At 63.4% G+C, this 14,709-nt stretch carries 14 protein-coding genes; 1 reads left to right on the top strand and 13 read right to left on the bottom strand.

Going from position 1 to position 14,709, the window contains the following annotated elements; all coding sequences use genetic code 11:
- Positions 1–32: 32 nt before the first annotated feature.
- The 13 genes from DJ563_RS22115 to DJ563_RS22055 all read right to left on the bottom strand — a co-directional run bounded on the left by DJ563_RS22115 (position 33) and on the right by DJ563_RS22055 (position 13,390).
- Positions 33–863, bottom strand: coding sequence for a sigma 54-interacting transcriptional regulator (locus DJ563_RS22115; RefSeq protein WP_274100289.1), 831 nt, complete (start codon positions 861–863; stop codon positions 33–35).
- A gap of 64 nt (positions 864–927) precedes the next feature.
- On the bottom strand, positions 928–1,509 hold the full coding sequence (locus DJ563_RS22110) for an alpha/beta hydrolase (protein ID WP_434518330.1): 582 nt from the start codon (positions 1,507–1,509) through the stop codon (positions 928–930).
- Positions 1,510–1,713: 204 nt separating this feature from the next.
- Positions 1,714–2,115 (bottom strand): ExbD/TolR family protein, encoded by a 402-nt coding sequence (locus DJ563_RS22105; RefSeq protein ID WP_047582129.1) that lies wholly within the window; start codon positions 2,113–2,115, stop codon positions 1,714–1,716.
- Position 2,116: 1 nt separating this feature from the next.
- Entirely contained in the window at positions 2,117–2,839 is a 723-nt protein-coding gene (locus tag DJ563_RS22100) for a MotA/TolQ/ExbB proton channel family protein (RefSeq protein ID WP_033702106.1), read from the bottom strand.
- A 40-nt stretch (positions 2,840–2,879) separates the two neighbouring features.
- The gene (locus tag DJ563_RS22095) at positions 2,880–3,680 is read right to left on the bottom strand and encodes an energy transducer TonB (protein ID WP_434518329.1); all 801 of its coding nucleotides are present in this window, start codon (positions 3,678–3,680) and stop codon (positions 2,880–2,882) included.
- 297 nt (positions 3,681–3,977) lie between these two features.
- On the bottom strand, positions 3,978–4,967 hold the full coding sequence (locus tag DJ563_RS22090; RefSeq protein ID WP_033702112.1) for a sulfate/molybdate ABC transporter ATP-binding protein: 990 nt from the start codon (positions 4,965–4,967) through the stop codon (positions 3,978–3,980).
- A 3-nt stretch (positions 4,968–4,970) separates the two neighbouring features.
- Entirely contained in the window at positions 4,971–5,843 is an 873-nt protein-coding gene (cysW, locus tag DJ563_RS22085; RefSeq protein ID WP_033702114.1) for a sulfate ABC transporter permease subunit CysW, read from the bottom strand.
- 12 nt (positions 5,844–5,855) lie between these two features.
- Entirely contained in the window at positions 5,856–6,674 is an 819-nt protein-coding gene (gene cysT, locus DJ563_RS22080) for a sulfate ABC transporter permease subunit CysT (RefSeq protein WP_434518328.1), read from the bottom strand.
- Between the two features lie 87 nt (positions 6,675–6,761).
- The gene (locus tag DJ563_RS22075; RefSeq protein ID WP_033702118.1) at positions 6,762–7,769 is read right to left on the bottom strand and encodes a sulfate ABC transporter substrate-binding protein; all 1,008 of its coding nucleotides are present in this window, start codon (positions 7,767–7,769) and stop codon (positions 6,762–6,764) included.
- 50 nt (positions 7,770–7,819) lie between these two features.
- Positions 7,820–8,002 carry a sulfur starvation response protein OscA gene (gene oscA / locus DJ563_RS22070; RefSeq protein WP_016489716.1) on the bottom strand — a complete coding sequence of 61 codons (183 nt, stop codon included), beginning with the start codon at positions 8,000–8,002 and terminating at the stop codon, positions 7,820–7,822.
- Between the two features lie 185 nt (positions 8,003–8,187).
- Entirely contained in the window at positions 8,188–11,241 is a 3,054-nt protein-coding gene (locus DJ563_RS22065) for an efflux RND transporter permease subunit (protein WP_186664672.1), read from the bottom strand.
- Entirely contained in the window at positions 11,238–12,305 is a 1,068-nt protein-coding gene (locus DJ563_RS22060; RefSeq protein ID WP_274100197.1) for an efflux RND transporter periplasmic adaptor subunit, read from the bottom strand. The genes DJ563_RS22065 and DJ563_RS22060 overlap by 4 nt, the downstream gene beginning before the upstream one ends.
- Positions 12,302–13,390, bottom strand: coding sequence for an efflux RND transporter periplasmic adaptor subunit (locus DJ563_RS22055; RefSeq protein ID WP_434518327.1), 1,089 nt, complete (start codon positions 13,388–13,390; stop codon positions 12,302–12,304). The genes DJ563_RS22060 and DJ563_RS22055 overlap by 4 nt, the downstream gene beginning before the upstream one ends.
- Positions 13,391–13,498: 108 nt before the next feature.
- Here DJ563_RS22055 and DJ563_RS22050 point away from each other — a divergent pair, with 108 nt between their 5' ends.
- Positions 13,499–14,659, top strand: coding sequence for an AAA family ATPase (locus DJ563_RS22050; RefSeq protein ID WP_274100195.1), 1,161 nt, complete (start codon positions 13,499–13,501; stop codon positions 14,657–14,659).
- Positions 14,660–14,709 lie beyond the last annotated feature (50 nt).

Below are 14,709 nucleotides of genomic sequence, written 5' to 3'. Positions count from 1 at the left end.
CTGCCATCACCGCCTTTGCTTATGAGCGCTGTCTAACGCGCAGGGTTGGGCAGGTCGAGGTCCTCCGGCTGGATCTCTTCGCTGTCATTCACCAGCAGGGCGAAGTGGATGACGTTCTCCAGCTCGCGGGTGTTGCCGGGCCAGGCATGGGCTTCCAGCACCTGCTGGGCCGCGTCGCTGATCAGCGGCACAGAGCGTTGCAGGCGGGCGGTGTAGATACCCACAAAGTACTCGGCCAACGGCAGAATATCGCCACGGCGCTCGCGTAAGGGGGGCAGTTCCAGCGCGCCCTCGCGCAGGTACTGGTACAGGCGCTCATTGAACCTGCCGGCCTTCACCACCCGCGCCAGGTCGATGCTGGTCGCCGCCACCAGGCGCACATCCACAGGCTGAGGCTGCTGCGCGCCGACGCGGGTCACCTCGCGGTTTTCCAGCGCGGCCAGCAGCTTGCTCTGGATCTCCAGCGGCAAGTCGGCTATCTCGTCCAGGTACAGGGTGCCGCCGTTGGCCGAACCGAACCACCCGGCGCGGCTGCTGGCAGTGCCGCTGTGGGCACCAGCGCTGTAGCCGAACAATTCGGCGTCGGCGTAGGTCGGGCTGATGGCCGCGCAGTTGACCGACACGAACAGCCCGCTGCGGTCACTGGCGCGATGAATCTGCCGCGCCAGCAACTCCTTGCCGGTACCGGTCTCGCCACGAATCAGCACAGGCAAGGGCAGTGGCGCCAGGCGTTCGAGGTCTTGGCGAAGCTGTTGCGAACGGGGGTCGATGAACACCAGGGCCTTGGCACGAATGCTCAGCGGGCTCTTGTCCAGCTCGGGGAAGGTCAGCAGCGGCTGGCCAAACGGGTTTTGAAAGGTCATGACGAACTCCCGCCCCAGGCCTTCGATGGCCGGGCGTCAGGCTAACGGTAATCAGTAGGGGCGATCAGGCGCGGCGCAGTGCGCGCTGCTCGACCCGGCTCTGCAGGCGATACAGGTAGGCGAAGCCTTGTTCCCAGCGCTCGTGGCCGGACTTGACGTTGATGTGCCCGGCATTGGTCAGCAACCCCGCTTCAGCACCCCAGGCCTGGGCCAGGTGCAGTGCACGCGGCACGCTCACTGCCGGGTCGTTGTCGGAGCTGACCACCTGGCTTGGGAACGGCAGCGCCTGCATCGGGATCGGCGCGAAGTTGCGCAGGGCCGGTGCGCAGGTCGGCCGCTCGACATCCGCAGGCGCCACCAGCAGCGCGCCACGCACTTGGCGCAGCATCGCCGGGCTGGCCTCGGCGGCCCAGTGGGCGACGGTGATGCAGCCCAGGCTGTGGGCGATGAGGATCACCGGCGAGCGTTCGGCGGTGATCGCCTGTTCCAGGGCCTGCACCCAATCGCGCCGTTGCGGGGTCAGCCAGTCGTGCTGCTCGACCCGGGCGCTGTTGGGCAGGGTGCGCTGCCAATGACTCTGCCAATGGTTGTCTGGCGATCCTTGCCAGCCCGGCACAATCAGGTAGCGAATAGACTCATTGCGCATGGGGACGCCTCCAGTAAGTTTGCGTGCTTGGAGACCAGTATAGGGAGGCAGTTATATTCGTAAAGGAATAAGAAGCTATTTATTAATAACCAAAAGTTGTTTTCTGGTACCGATCAACAACCAAAAAAAAGGGCCAACCCCTGCCAAGAGATGTGGCCCATAAACGCTCACAGAGCGTACTTGCCTGAAGAGGGTTGCCGGATATCAGCGCGCGGTGATCACCGCCAGCTTGCTGATGCCCGCACGTTCGATCGCCGCCATGGCACGCGCGACTTCGCCGTAGTTCACGCCGTCGTCGGCCTGCAATTGCACACGCACTTGCGCGTCCTTGGCCTTGGCCGCCTTGAGGTTGGTCTCCAGCAGGTCCGGCTGGATCTCGTCCTTGTTGATGAACAACTTGCCGGCCCCGTCGATGCTCACCACCAGCGGGTCCTTCTGCTCCACCGGGGCCACCGCCTCGGTCTTGGGCAGGTTGATGGGGATGGCGTTGGTCAGCAGTGGCGCGGTGACAATGAACACCACCAGCAGCACCAGCATGACGTCCACCAGCGGCGTGACGTTGATTTCACTGAGGACTTCGTCGCTGTCCTGGGTCGAAAAGGCCATGTCAGGACGCCTCCTTCACTGGCTGGGTAAACCCGGCCTGGGCCTTGTGCACCGCCGGGTGCACCAGTACCCGGAAGGCACTCTTCTGCGCCAGGCTGTAGAAGTCATGGGCGAAGTCGTCGAGGTCTGCGGCGGTCAGCTTCAGGCGACGCAGGAAGTAGTTGTAGACCAGCACCGCAGGCACCGCGACCGCAATACCCACACCCGTGGCCACCAGCGCCGCGCCGATAGGCCCGGCCACAGTTTCGAGGCTGGCAGAACCTGCCGCACTGATGCCCTTGAGCGCTTCCATGATGCCCCACACGGTGCCGAACAAGCCGATGAAGGGCGAGGTACTGCCGATACTGGCGACCACGGCCAGGCCGGTTTCCAGCGAACGGCGCTCGCGCACGATCTGCTGGCGCAGGGCGCGTTCGAGGCGGTCCTGGTGATTGATGGCGTGACTGAGGTCGTTGGCCTGGGTGGTATCGCCCACGGCAATGGCGGCATAGCCGGACTGCGCGACGCGAGCGGCCGGGCCAGGCAGCTCGTGGCTGATCTCGGCGGCCGAGTCCAGGCTCGAGGCTGCCCAGAATTGCTGGTGGAAGCGTTTGTCCTGGTGCTTCAGCCGCACGAACTGCACGACCTTGACCAGGGCGAGGCCCCAGGTGACGACGGAGAAGCCGACCAGCAGCCAGATGACTGCGCTTTCAACGGATTCGAGGGGGGATGCCAACAGGCTCATGATGATGTCTTCCTATGTTCTGCTGATGCGTTGAAAAGAGTTATCGAAGCTTGAAGTCGATCGGCACACTGACCCAGCCGGTCTGGGCCACGTCGCCTTGCTTGGCAGGGACGAAGCTCCAGCGCTTGACCGCCGCCAGCGCAGCGGCGTCCAGGGCATCGCGGCCGCTGCTCTTCTGCACCTGGATCTGCCCTGGCTTGCCGCTGGGCAGTACCTCGACACGCAGCAGCACGGTGCCTTCCCAACCGCGGCGCTGAGCCATCTGCGGATACTCCGGCGCCGGGTTCTTCAAATACGCAGCGTTGGCCGAAGCCGGCGTCACCGGGGCCGGCGCGGGTGGCGCGGGGGCTGGCGGCGCGGGGGCTGCCACCGGTGCAGGCGGCGGTGCCTCGACCGGTTTCGGCTGCGGCTTGGGTGGCTGCTTGACCACAGGCTTGGGCACCGGTTTTGGCTTGGGCTTGGGCTTGGTTGCCAGCTCGTCGACTACCGGCGGCGGTGGTGGTGGCTCGACCACCGGCGGTGCGGGGGCGGGGGGTGGCGGCTCGACCACGGGCGGCGCAGGCGCGGCGAACTCGATGGTCATGGGCGGCACCTGCGGCGGCACCACTGGCAGCTCAGGCGTCGGTGCCTGGCTGACCCAGTAGGCGGCGGCGCCATGCAGCGCCAGCACCAGCAACGCCAACGCCAGCTTGTCGCGGCGCTTCAGGCCGCTGGCAGGCGTGCGTTGCAGGCGCTGCTGGCCAAGCGGAAGACGAAGCGTGCGTCCAAGCTCGACCAGGTCGCCGGATGCCGGGCGCCATGGCTGGTCGTAGGCCCTGACGGCCGTCTGGACATTACCCATTGATCAAACTCCTGGGGTCTCGATTCAGGTGTGTGGCTGAATCATCGGGGCCAGAGGCTTATCTCTTAAAGTAATGTTTAAAATTATGGTTAGAACCATATTGAATATTAAAAAGTATGTTCTCTGGCAAAGCCTCGCGCCTCAAGGGCTGTAGAGGCGTCAGAAAAAGACGATGCATTCAGGGCATATAAAATATTCGCGTTAGGCATCAGATTGTCGCGAGAGCTTCGCAGCCTCAGCAATCCATCAGGCATAAAAAACCCGGGACCATGCCCGGGTTCTTCGTTCACTGACAGATCAGATGTCCGCCACCTTCTGCCAGACCTTCGGCCTGAAGAACAGCGTCTCCCCCCGCGCCAGGCCAGTCAGGCTATCGTGGTCCTTGACCACCTCAGCTTCGATCAGCTCGCTCTGCCCTTCCACCTTCAAGGTCACCCGGGTCGTCGCACCCAGCGGGCGAATGTCGCGCACCTCGGCGGCGTGATGCCCCTCGGTCTCATGCCGCGACAGCGACACCTCGTGCGGGCGGAACAGCACATGGTTCCCTTCGCTCAAGGCCAGGCGGTTGGAGTCACCCAGGAAGTGATAAACGAAGTCGTTGGCCGGCTGCTCGTACACCTCACCCGGCGAACCGATCTGCTCGATCACGCCCTTGTTCATCACCACGATGCGGTCCGCCACTTCCATGGCCTCTTCCTGGTCATGGGTCACGAACACCGAGGTCAGGTTGATGTCCTCGTGCAGGCGCGCCAACCAGCGGCGCAGCTCTTTACGCACCTTGGCATCCAGGGCACCGAACGGCTCGTCGAGCAACAGCACCTTGGGCTCCACCGCCAGGGCGCGAGCCAGGGCAATACGCTGGCGCTGGCCACCTGAAAGCTGCTCGGGGTAACGGTCGGAGAGCCAGTCGAGCTGCACCATGTTCAGCAGCTCATGCACTTTCTCGGCAATTTTGCTCTCGCTCGGGCGTTCGCCTTTGGGCTTCATGCGCAGGCCGAAAGCGACGTTGTCGAACACGCTCATGTGGCGGAACAGCGCGTAATGCTGGAACACGAACCCGACGTTGCGATCACGCACGTCGTGGCCGGACACATCCTCGCCGTGGAACACGATGCTGCCGTCATCCGGCGTTTCCAGCCCGGCGATGATGCGCAGCAGGGTGGTCTTGCCGCAGCCGGACGGGCCGAGCAAGGCCACCAGCTCACCGCTGTGGATATCCAGGTTGATGTTGTCCAGGGCCTGGAAGCTGTTGAAGCGCTTGCTGACGTTACGAACTTCGATCGACATGAATTATTCCTCCGCAGCGCTGTGGCGCAGGCGGTTAATACGGTTCTCGCTCCACTGCTTGAGCAGCAGGATGAAGAGCGCCAGGATCAGCAACAGGCTGGCCACGCTGAAGGCCGCGACGTGGTTGTACTCGTTGTAGAGGATCTCCACGTGCAGCGGCAAGGTGTTGGTGACGCCGCGGATATGGCCCGACACCACCGACACCGCGCCGAACTCACCCATGGCTCGCGCGGTACACAGCACCACGCCGTAGATGAGGCCCCACTTTATGTTCGGCAGGGTCACGTGCCAGAACATCTGCCAGCCATTGGCACCGAGCAGGCGCGCGGCCTCTTCTTCCTGGGTGCCCTGCTCCTGCATCAGCGGGATCAGTTCACGGGCCACGAACGGCACGGTGACGAAGATGGTGGCCAACACGATGCCCGGTAAGGCAAAGACGATCTGGATATCGTGGTCCTGCAGCCATGGCCCGAAGAAGCCTTGGGCACCGAACATCAGCACGTAGACCAGGCCGGCGATCACCGGCGACACCGAGAACGGCAGGTCGATCAGGGTGACCAGCACGCTCTTGCCGCGGAAGGTGTACTTGCTTACGCACCACGCGGCGCTGACGCCGAACACCAGGTTCAGCGGTACCGAAATGGCCACCGCCAGCAAGGTCAGCCTGAGCGCAGACAGCGCATCAGGCTCGAAAATCGCTTCGAAGAAGGTGCCAAACCCGTTCTTCAAAGCCTGCGACACCACGATCACCAGCGGCAGCAGCAGGAACAGCGCGAACACCAGCCAGCCAAGGCCGATCAGAATACGCCGCGAGGTGGCGCTGCCACGCCGGGCAGCATTGGCGGCGGCAGTAGCGCTCAGGGATGAACTAGACATAGCCGGCCTCCTTCAAGGGGTTTCGATACGGCGCTGCAGCAGGTTGATCAGCAGCAGCAGAATGAAGGAAACCAGCAGCATCAACACGCCGATGGCGGTCGCGCCGGTGTAGTCGTACTGGTCGAGCTTGACCATGATCAGCAGCGGCAGGATCTCGGTCTTCATCGGCATGTTGCCGGCAATGAAGATCACCGAACCATACTCACCCACCCCGCGGGCGAAGGCCAGGGCAAAACCGGTCAGCCAGGCGGGCAGCAGTGCTGGCGCCAGTACATGGCGGAACACCTGCAGCGGTTTCGCGCCCAGGCAGGCGGCGGCCTCTTCCACTTCACGGGGGATGTCGGCCAGTACCGGCTGCACCGTGCGCACCACGAATGGCAGTGTGACGAAGGTGAGCGCCAGGGTGATACCCAGCGGCGTATAGGCAATCTTGAAGCCCAGGTCGGTGGCGAACTGGCCGACCCAGCCCGCCGGAGCGTACAGGGCAGTCAGGGCGATACCGGCAACGGCAGTCGGCAGGGCGAATGGCAGGTCGATCATCGCGTCGATGATCTTGCGCCCGGGGAAGGTATAGCGCACCAGCACCCAGGCCAGCAGGGTGCCGATCACGCCATTGATGATGGCGGCGAACAGGGCGGTGCCGAAACTCAGCTTGAGCGCGGCGATCACCCGCGGCGCGCTGATGATGGTCCAGAACTGCTCCCAGGTCAGCTGCGCGGCATGCACGAACATCGCGGCCAGCGGTATCAGCACAATCAGGCTGAGGTACACCAAGGTGTAGCCCAGCGTCAGCCCGAAGCCGGGTATGACGGGGGAAATACGACGTGACATAAATATCCCTGGTTGAACGCACGAAGCCCGGCGGTTAAGCCGGGCCCGTGCAGGCTACTGAAGGGTGTTGCTCCCGCAGGCGCAGAATTACTGGGCCTGATAGATCTGGTCGAACACACCGCCGTCGTTGAAGAACTTCGGTTGTGCAGTTTTCCAGCCACCGAAGTCCTTGTCGATGGTTACCAGGTCCAGTTTCGGGAATTGCTTGCCGAATTCGGCAGCCACCTTCTCGTCACGTGGGCGGTAGAAGTTCTCGGCGGCAATCTTCTGGCCAGCCGGGCTGTACAGGTGCTTGAGGTATTCGGTGGCAATTGCGGTATTGCCCTTCTTCTCGGCGTTCTTGTCGACCACGGCCACCGGTGGCTCGGCCAGGATCGACAGCGAAGGCACGACGATTTCGAACTTGTCGGCGCCCCCGTCTTCCTTCAGCGCCAGGAAGGCCTCGTTTTCCCAGGCCAGCAGGACGTCGCCCTGGCCGTTGTTGACGAAGGTGATGGTCGAGCCACGGGCGCCGGTATCCAGCACTGGCACGTGCTTGAACAGCTCCTGCACATAGGCCTTGGCCTTGTCTTCGCTACCACCGGTCTTCAAGCCGTAGGCCCAGGCGGCAAGGAAGTTCCAGCGTGCGCCGCCGGAGGTTTTCGGGTTCGGGGTGATGACCGAAACGTCTTTTTTGATCAGATCGCCCCAGTCCTTGATGCCTTTCGGGTTGCCCTTGCGCACCAGGAACACGATGGTCGAGGTGTACGGGGTGCTGGCGTCCGGCAGGCGGGTCTGCCAGTTGTCCGGCAGGGTCTTGCCGAGCTTGGCGATTTCGTCGATGTCGCCGGCCAGGGCCAGGGTCACCACGTCGGCGCGCAGGCCATCGATCACGGCACGGCCCTGTTTGCCCGAGCCACCGTGGGATTGCTGGATCTTCACCTTGTCGTCCGGGTGGGACTGCTGCCAGTGCTTGATGAATTCGGCGTTGTACTGTTGGTACAGCTCACGGGTCGGGTCATAGGACACGTTCAGCAGTTCGTAGTCCTTGGCGATTGCGGAACCGGCAAAAACAGCACTGGCCAGGGCGGCGAGCGCATAACGGCGGATGGACATGGTGAAGCTCCCGATTGGCATTTTTCTAATTTTTTGAAGGTGTGGCGCGATCAGCCGGACTTGTTGCCGGGCTGTTGCAGGCGGAACTTCTCCTTGCGCTCGATCTGGACGACTTGAGCGTTGTGCACGGTAATCTCCACCGCACCGAAGCGCAGATCGCGCAAGGCGCTCTGGATCTCACGCAGAATGGTGGCTTCGTCCTGACCGTCGATGCTACGCAGAGATGCACTCATGCTCGTTCTCCTTGGAGTGAGGGTGCCGGGCAGAGGTTTGAAGGGGGGTTTGCGCCTGGCTTGAGGGCAATAGTAGTGAGGCGCGGATATTCTTAAAAATACTGTTTAAGAATGTTTATATAACCATTTTAAAAAGACCCTGCGGGCGCGGGTTTAGCCGCGCCCACAGGGTTCGATGATGCGCGTCAGTTTTGTTTTTGCGGCTCGCGGATCTTGTACCAGGCCACATACAGGGCCGGCAGGAACAGCAAGGTCAGCAACGTCGCGACGATGATGCCGCCGATCATGGCGTAGGCCATCGGCCCCCAGAACACCTCTCGGGCAATGGGGATCATGCCCAGGCTGGCTGCCGCCGCAGTCAACAGGATCGGCCGCCGCCGGTGGTTGGTGGCCTCCACCACCGCATCCCATGGCGAGAACCCCTGCGCTTCGAACTCGTCGATCTGGGTCACCAGGATCACCGAGTTGCGAATGATGATGCCGGCCAGGGCGAGAATCCCGAGAATCGCCACAAAGCCCATCGGCGTACCGGTCGGCACCAGCGCCAACACCACACCGATCAGCCCCAGCGGCGCCACGCTGACCACCAGGAACAGCTTCTGCACGCTGTGCAGCTGGATCATCAGGAAGGTCGCCATGAGGAACAGCATCAGCGGGATGACCTTGGCGATCGGGCCTTGGGCCTTGCCGCTCTCCTCCACCGTACCGCCCGTGGCCACTTCGTAGCCGACCGGCAACTGGCTGGCGAATTCATCGATCTTCGGCTTCAGTTGGGCCACCAGGTCGGTGGGCTGGATGTCGCCGTTGACCGAGGCCTTGATGGTGATGGTCGGCTTGCGGTCACGGCGCCACACCAGCGGCTGCTCCAGTTCGTAGCGCACGGTGGCGAAGGCCAGCAGCGGTATCGAGGTGCCACTTGGGGTGACGATCTGCAGGTTCTGCAGTGTGTCCGGCGAGCCCCGCTCGCTGTCCACGGCACGGGCGACCACGTCCACCAGGTAGATATTGTCGTTGACCTCGGTCACCGGTGCGCCGCTGACGATGCTGTTCATCACGTTCGCCACGTCTTCGGACGACAGCCCCAGCTGGCGTGCCTTGTCCTGGGCGATTTCGATTCGCAGCACCTTACCGGGCTCGTTCCAGTCGTAGATCATCTCGCCAATGTGCTCGTTGGCATCCAGCAGCGTGGCCAGGTCGATCGCATGCTTGCGCACCTGGTCGATGTCCTTGCCGCTGACGCGGTACTGGATCGGCCGGCCCACCGGCGGGCCCATCTCCAGCGACTGCACGTTGGTGCCGATGCCGACGAACTCTTCATGCAGCAGTTTCTGCAGGCGCGCCATCATGCCCGCACGCTCCTCGAAGCCTTTGCTGACGATGACCAGCTGGGCGTAGTACGGGTTCTGCAGTTGCTGGTCCAGGGGCAGGTAGAAGCGGATTGCGCCCTGGCCGATATAGGTGCTCCAGCGCACCAGGTCCGGGTCGTCCTTGATTCTCGCCTCCAGGCGGTCGACCACCTTGCGCGTCTCCTCGATCGAGGCGTTTTGCGGCAAGTTGAGATCGACGAGGATTTCCGGGCGATCGGACGACGGGAAGAACTGATTTTGCACGAAGCGCATGCAGAACAACGCCAGGACGAACAGTACGATGGTGCCGATGATGGTCAGCCATCTGTTGCGCATACACCACAGCAAACCGCCTTCGAACGCCCGCCCTAACCGGCCAGGCTCGGCGTCGTGGGCCTTGAGCTTGTCAATCTTGAGGATGTGCACGCCCAGCACCGGCGCAAAGAACACCGCCACCACCCAGGACACGATCAGTGCCACGGCGATCACTGCGAACAGGGTATAGGTGTACTCGCCGGCAGAACTGGCGTTGAGGCCGATCGGCACGAAGCCGGCCACGGTCACCAAGGTGCCGGTGAGCATGGGGAATGCCGTGGAGGTATAGGCAAAGGTGGCCGCCTGCTCCTTGCTCTCGCCCATTTCCAGCCGTGTGACCATCACCTCGACGGTAATCATCGCATCGTCCACCAGCAGCCCCAGGGCGATGATCAGCGCACCCAGCGAGATCCGCTGCATGGTGATGCCGCTGTATTCCATGAACACAAAGACCATGGCCAGCACCAGCGGGATCGAGCAGGCCACCACCAGCCCGGCGCGCACGCCCAGGCTGACGAAGCTCACCGCCAGCACGATCACCACCGCCTCGAACAAGGCGCTGGTAAAGCCGCCCACCGCGTCCTTGACCACCACCGACTGGTCGGACACGGTGTGCACACCCACGCCCACTGGCAGGTCGCTGACGATGCTGTCCATCTTCTGCTTCAGCGCAGCGCCGAACACTTGAATGTTGCCGCCGGCTTTCATGCCGATCGCCAGGCCAATGGCAGTCTGGCCGTTGTAGCGGAACATCGGCGAAGGCGGGTCGACGTAGCCGCGCTCGATATCGGCAATATCGGCCAGGCGGAAGAAGCGGTCATTGATCCGCAGGTTGACGGTCTGCAGATCTTTCTCGGAGGCGAACTGCCCGGTAGTACGTACCGAGATGCGCTCTGGCCCGGCTTCGATCACCCCGGCCGGGGTCACCGCGTTCTGTTGCTGCAGCGCCTGCATGACTTGGCGCTGGTCGATGCCCAGTGCCGCCAGCTTGCGGGTGGAGAACTTCAGGTACAGCACTTCGTCCTGGGTGCCGACCAGTTCGATCTTGCCGATATTGGGTACTTCACGCACTTCGGCCCGGGCCTGCTCCACGTAGTCACGCAGCTGGCGCAGGGTCAGGCCATCGGCGGTAAAGGCGTAGATGGAGCCAAATACGTCGCCGAATTCGTCGTTGAAGCCCGGCCCCTGGATGCCTTGGGGGAATTCGCCGCGAATGTCCTGGATCTTCTTGCGCACCTGATACCAGATGTCCGGGATGTCGGCGGCCTTGGTGGTGTCGCGCAGGTAGACGTAGACGGTGGACTCGCCGGGGCGTGTGTAACTTTTGGTGTAGTCGAGGGAGTCGAGCTCTTCGAGCTTCTTCTCGATGCGGTCGGTGACCTGGTAAAGGGTCTCGTCCTGCGTCGCACCCGGCCAGCGGGTCTGGATCACCATGGTCTTGATGGTGAACGACGGGTCTTCCTCACGGCCCAGGTTGAAATAGGAAAAAATCCCCATCAACAAACCGACGAACATCAGGTACCAGACGAAGGACTGGTGGCGCAGCGCCCATTCGGACAGGTTGAAGCTTCCTTTCATTGCGCGTCCTCGTCGAAGGTAACTTTCTGGCCGGGCTTGAGGCTGTTCACGCCAGCGGTAACCACGCGCTCGCCGGGTTGTACGCCGGCGCTCAACAAGAAGCTGTCGCTGGTGCGCTCGGTCAGCGTGACGTCACGGGTGGCGACTGTTTTCTGTTGGGGGTCGATCACCCAGACCTGGGTCTTGCCATCACGCTCGAGCAGCGCGCTCAGGGGCAGTTCACTGCGCGGGGTGATCGCCGAGGTCAGGGTCACGCTGATCGCCGTGCCCAGGTGGAACGCATCCGGGGTGCTGGCCAGGGTCAGCCGGGCACGCCGGGTGCGCGTGGCAGCGTCGGCCTGGGGCTCCAGCTCACGCAGGGTGGCGGTGGTGTTGATGCTGGTATCCAGCTGCGAGGCAACGGTGAACGTAAGGTCCTTGGTCAATGCTTCGGCAATGTTTATGGGCAAGTCGATGACCGCTTCCTTGACGTCTGGTCGGGCCAGGGTGACCACGGCCTGACCGGCCGTGACGGTCTGCCCGGCTTCGGCCTGCCAGGCGGTGATCACGGCCGCATGGTCGCTGCGCAGGGTGCTGTAGTCGAGCTGATCGCGAGCCTGGCTGACCGCCGAGCGGGCCTGTTCCAGGCTGGCACCGGTGGTTTTCAGGTCAGTCTGGGCAATATCCAGCTGGGCCTGGGCGCCGACGCCGCGGTCATACAGCTGCTGCTGACGACGTGCGTTGGCCTGGGCGTTGATCCACTGCGCCTGAACCCTGGCCAGGTCGCCCTCGGCCGCGCGCAGCTGATTCTGCTGGTCGGTCGGGTCAAGGGTGGCCAAGGTATCGCCGGGTTTCACCTGGGCGCCGACATCCAGCCAACGCCGGGCGATGCGCCCGGAGACGCGAAAACCCAGGGTACTTTCGAAGCGCGCCTGGATTGCGCCGGCGAAGCGGCCCAGTTGCGACTGCGCCTGGGCTTCGACCAAGGTCGACAGCACAGGGCGCACGGCTTCGGGTTGCTGTTCTTCACTGCCACAGGCGCTCAACAACAGCCCTGCCGCGCCTATCAGCATTAGACGTTTCATGGCGCGGCGCCTCCATCCTGAGCATCGACTTTTTCAACCTGCATGCCCGGATGCAAGAGCTGACCACCGCTGACCACAACCGTTTCGCCACCTTTGATGCCTTGGGCGACGACGACCTTGCCGGTGAGGTAGCGCGTGACCTGCACTTTGCGCAGCTCGACCTTGTCGCCCTCGCCCACCACCCACACTGCCGGCTCATGCAAGGCCTTGGTCAGTGCCGCCCAAGGTAACTCGATGCTCGGTCGCCCCTGAGCATTGGCCGTGGCGGTGACCGGCGAGCCCAATTGCATGCCCGGCGGCACGTTGAGCAAGGCCACCTTGACCTGCACCGTGCCGCTCTGCGCCGACACCGTCGGGGTGATTTCGCGGACAAAACCCTGGGCCTGAACCCTGGGGTCATCGAGCAGGCTGACGACCACTCCGGCATCGCTTGGCGGCGCCACCAGCAGCGATTCATAGACGTTGAACACCGCGTCGCGGTCGCCATCGCGGGCCAGGCCGAAGATCGGCATGGTCGCCTGCACCACCTGGCCGACTTCGGCCTGGCGCTCGGTGATCACGCCATCGGCCTCGGACACCAGCGCGGTATAGCTCAACTGCTCCCGGGCATTGGCCAGCTGTGCCTGAGCGGCCTTGAGCGCGCTCTGGTTGCTGCGCAGCGCCGCTTCTGCAGAGTCGTACTCGCTCTGGCTGGTATAGCCTTTGGGCAACAGTTTTTGCTGGCGCACGAAGGCGGCGGCCGTCTGTGTCACACGCGCCTGGGCGGCGAACACTTCAGCCTTGGCCGAGTCGACGTTGTTCTGCAGGTCTTTGGGGTCAAGCCGCGCCAGTACCTGGTTGGCCTTGACGTGATCGCCCACATCGACGCTGCGTGAAATGATCTTGCCGCCCACACGGAACGACAAATCGGTTTGTACCCGTGCCTGCACGTCGCCGGTCAGGGTGACCCTGGCAGCGAAGTCAGTGGGTTGTACTTGTAGCACGCCGACCCGAGGCAGTTCCGGGCTCGAGACTTCCCTCTCGCACCCCGACAACATGAACAGCAACCCCAGGCAGACGACCGACAGAAGACGCCTCAACGTCATGCGGGCTCCTTGCTTGCGCGCAAATGGTTCGAGGAATGCGACTGTTAGCGTAGTTCAGGGTTCAGCAAACAGCGATACTGCCTGTTCGCCCGCACACGGAAGCGCCCCATGCTCACGACTCTGGCCATTGCCAACTACCGCTCGATCAACCAGCTGGTGATGCCGCTGGGTCGGCTGAACCTGATTACCGGCGCCAATGGCAGCGGCAAGTCCAACCTGTACAAGGCCCTGCGCCTGCTGGCCGAGACAGCGCGCGGCGGGGTGGTCAATGCCTTGGCGGCCGAGGGTGGGCTGGAGTCCACGTTCCATGCCGGGCCAGAAAAACTCAGCCGGCGCATGCTCAAGGGCGAGGTGCCGGTGCAAGGTGGGCCGCGCCAGCAGGTACGGCGCCTGAAAATGGGCTTCACCGATGAAGATTTCGGTTATGCCATTGGCCTTGGGCTGCCGGAGCCAAGCCAGTCGAAGTTTTCCCTGGACCCGCAGATCAAGCATGAAGCGATCTGGGCGGGCCCGGTCTGCCGCCCCGCCAGCCTGCTGGTGGAGCGCAGCGCTGCCATGGTGCGCGCCCGCGAGGGGCGCCAGTGGCAGGTCATGAGCCAGCACATGACCGAGTTCGACAGCCTGTTCGACCAGGTTGGTAGCGTGCAGGGCTCACCTGAAGTGCTGCACCTGCGAGAGCAGATCCGCAGCTGGCGGTTCTATGATCACTTCCGTACCGACCCCGAGGCACCGGCACGCCAAGCGCGCCTTGGCACCCGCACGCCTGTGCTGCACCACGATGGCCGTGACCTGGCGGCGGCGTTGCAGACCATCAAGGAGATCGGCGATTTCGATGCGCTGCAGGCGGCGGTCAGCGATGCCTTCCCTGGCTCACAGGTGGGCATCGAGGCGACACCGGGTGGCTTGTTCAGCCTGCGCTTTCAGCAGGCAGGGCTGTTGCGGCCGTTGAGTGCCGCCGAGCTGTCAGACGGCACCTTGCGTTACCTGCTGCTGGTGGCAGCCCTGCTGACGCCCCGTCCACCGAGCATGATGGTGCTCAACGAACCGGAGACCAGCTTGCACCCCGACTTGCTACCGGCGCTGGCGCGGCTGATCCGGCGGGCTTCGCAGCAGTGCCAGGTGTGGGTGGTATCGCATGCCCCGCGGTTGGTGGCGGCGCTGGAAGAGGATGAGGGCTGCAATGCCATAAGGCTGACGAAAGAGTTGGGGCAGACAGTGATCGTCGGGCAGGGGATGCTCGATGAGCCGGCTTGGCATTGGCCGGATTGAGGTGTGAATGCAATTGGGGACGCGTCAGGGCGGGCAAGAGTACGCCTTGA

It is taken from the genome of Pseudomonas sp. NFX1 (assembly GCF_051123555.1).
GTDB classification, from domain to species: domain Bacteria; phylum Pseudomonadota; class Gammaproteobacteria; order Pseudomonadales; family Pseudomonadaceae; genus Aquipseudomonas; species Aquipseudomonas capeferrum.
The sequence above is the reverse complement of the archived record's forward strand: the minus strand, read 5'-3'. Positions and strand labels throughout refer to the sequence as shown.

Bases quoted from the DNA above. Each gene is read 5' to 3' on its own strand.
- DJ563_RS22050 (WP_274100195.1), top strand. From the start codon at position 13,499: ATGCTCACGACTCTGGCCATTGCCAACTACCGCTCGATCAACCAGCTG.
- DJ563_RS22055 (WP_434518327.1), bottom strand. From the start codon at position 13,390: ATGACGTTGAGGCGTCTTCTGTCGGTCGTCTGCCTGGGGTTGCTGTTC.
- DJ563_RS22065 (WP_186664672.1), bottom strand. From the start codon at position 11,241: ATGAAAGGAAGCTTCAACCTGTCCGAATGGGCGCTGCGCCACCAGTCC.
- cysW (WP_033702114.1), bottom strand. From the start codon at position 5,843: ATGTCTAGTTCATCCCTGAGCGCTACTGCCGCCGCCAATGCTGCCCGG.
- DJ563_RS22100 (WP_033702106.1), bottom strand. From the start codon at position 2,839: ATGAGCCTGTTGGCATCCCCCCTCGAATCCGTTGAAAGCGCAGTCATC.
- DJ563_RS22075 (WP_033702118.1), bottom strand. From the start codon at position 7,769: ATGTCCATCCGCCGTTATGCGCTCGCCGCCCTGGCCAGTGCTGTTTTT.
- DJ563_RS22110 (WP_434518330.1), bottom strand. From the start codon at position 1,509: ATGCGCAATGAGTCTATTCGCTACCTGATTGTGCCGGGCTGGCAAGGA.
- cysT (WP_434518328.1), bottom strand. From the start codon at position 6,674: ATGTCACGTCGTATTTCCCCCGTCATACCCGGCTTCGGGCTGACGCTG.
- oscA (WP_016489716.1), bottom strand. From the start codon at position 8,002: ATGAGTGCATCTCTGCGTAGCATCGACGGTCAGGACGAAGCCACCATT.
- DJ563_RS22090 (WP_033702112.1), bottom strand. From the start codon at position 4,967: ATGTCGATCGAAGTTCGTAACGTCAGCAAGCGCTTCAACAGCTTCCAG.
- DJ563_RS22060 (WP_274100197.1), bottom strand. From the start codon at position 12,305: ATGAAACGTCTAATGCTGATAGGCGCGGCAGGGCTGTTGTTGAGCGCC.
- DJ563_RS22095 (WP_434518329.1), bottom strand. From the start codon at position 3,680: ATGGGTAATGTCCAGACGGCCGTCAGGGCCTACGACCAGCCATGGCGC.
- DJ563_RS22115 (WP_274100289.1), bottom strand. From the start codon at position 863: ATGACCTTTCAAAACCCGTTTGGCCAGCCGCTGCTGACCTTCCCCGAG.
- DJ563_RS22105 (WP_047582129.1), bottom strand. From the start codon at position 2,115: ATGGCCTTTTCGACCCAGGACAGCGACGAAGTCCTCAGTGAAATCAAC.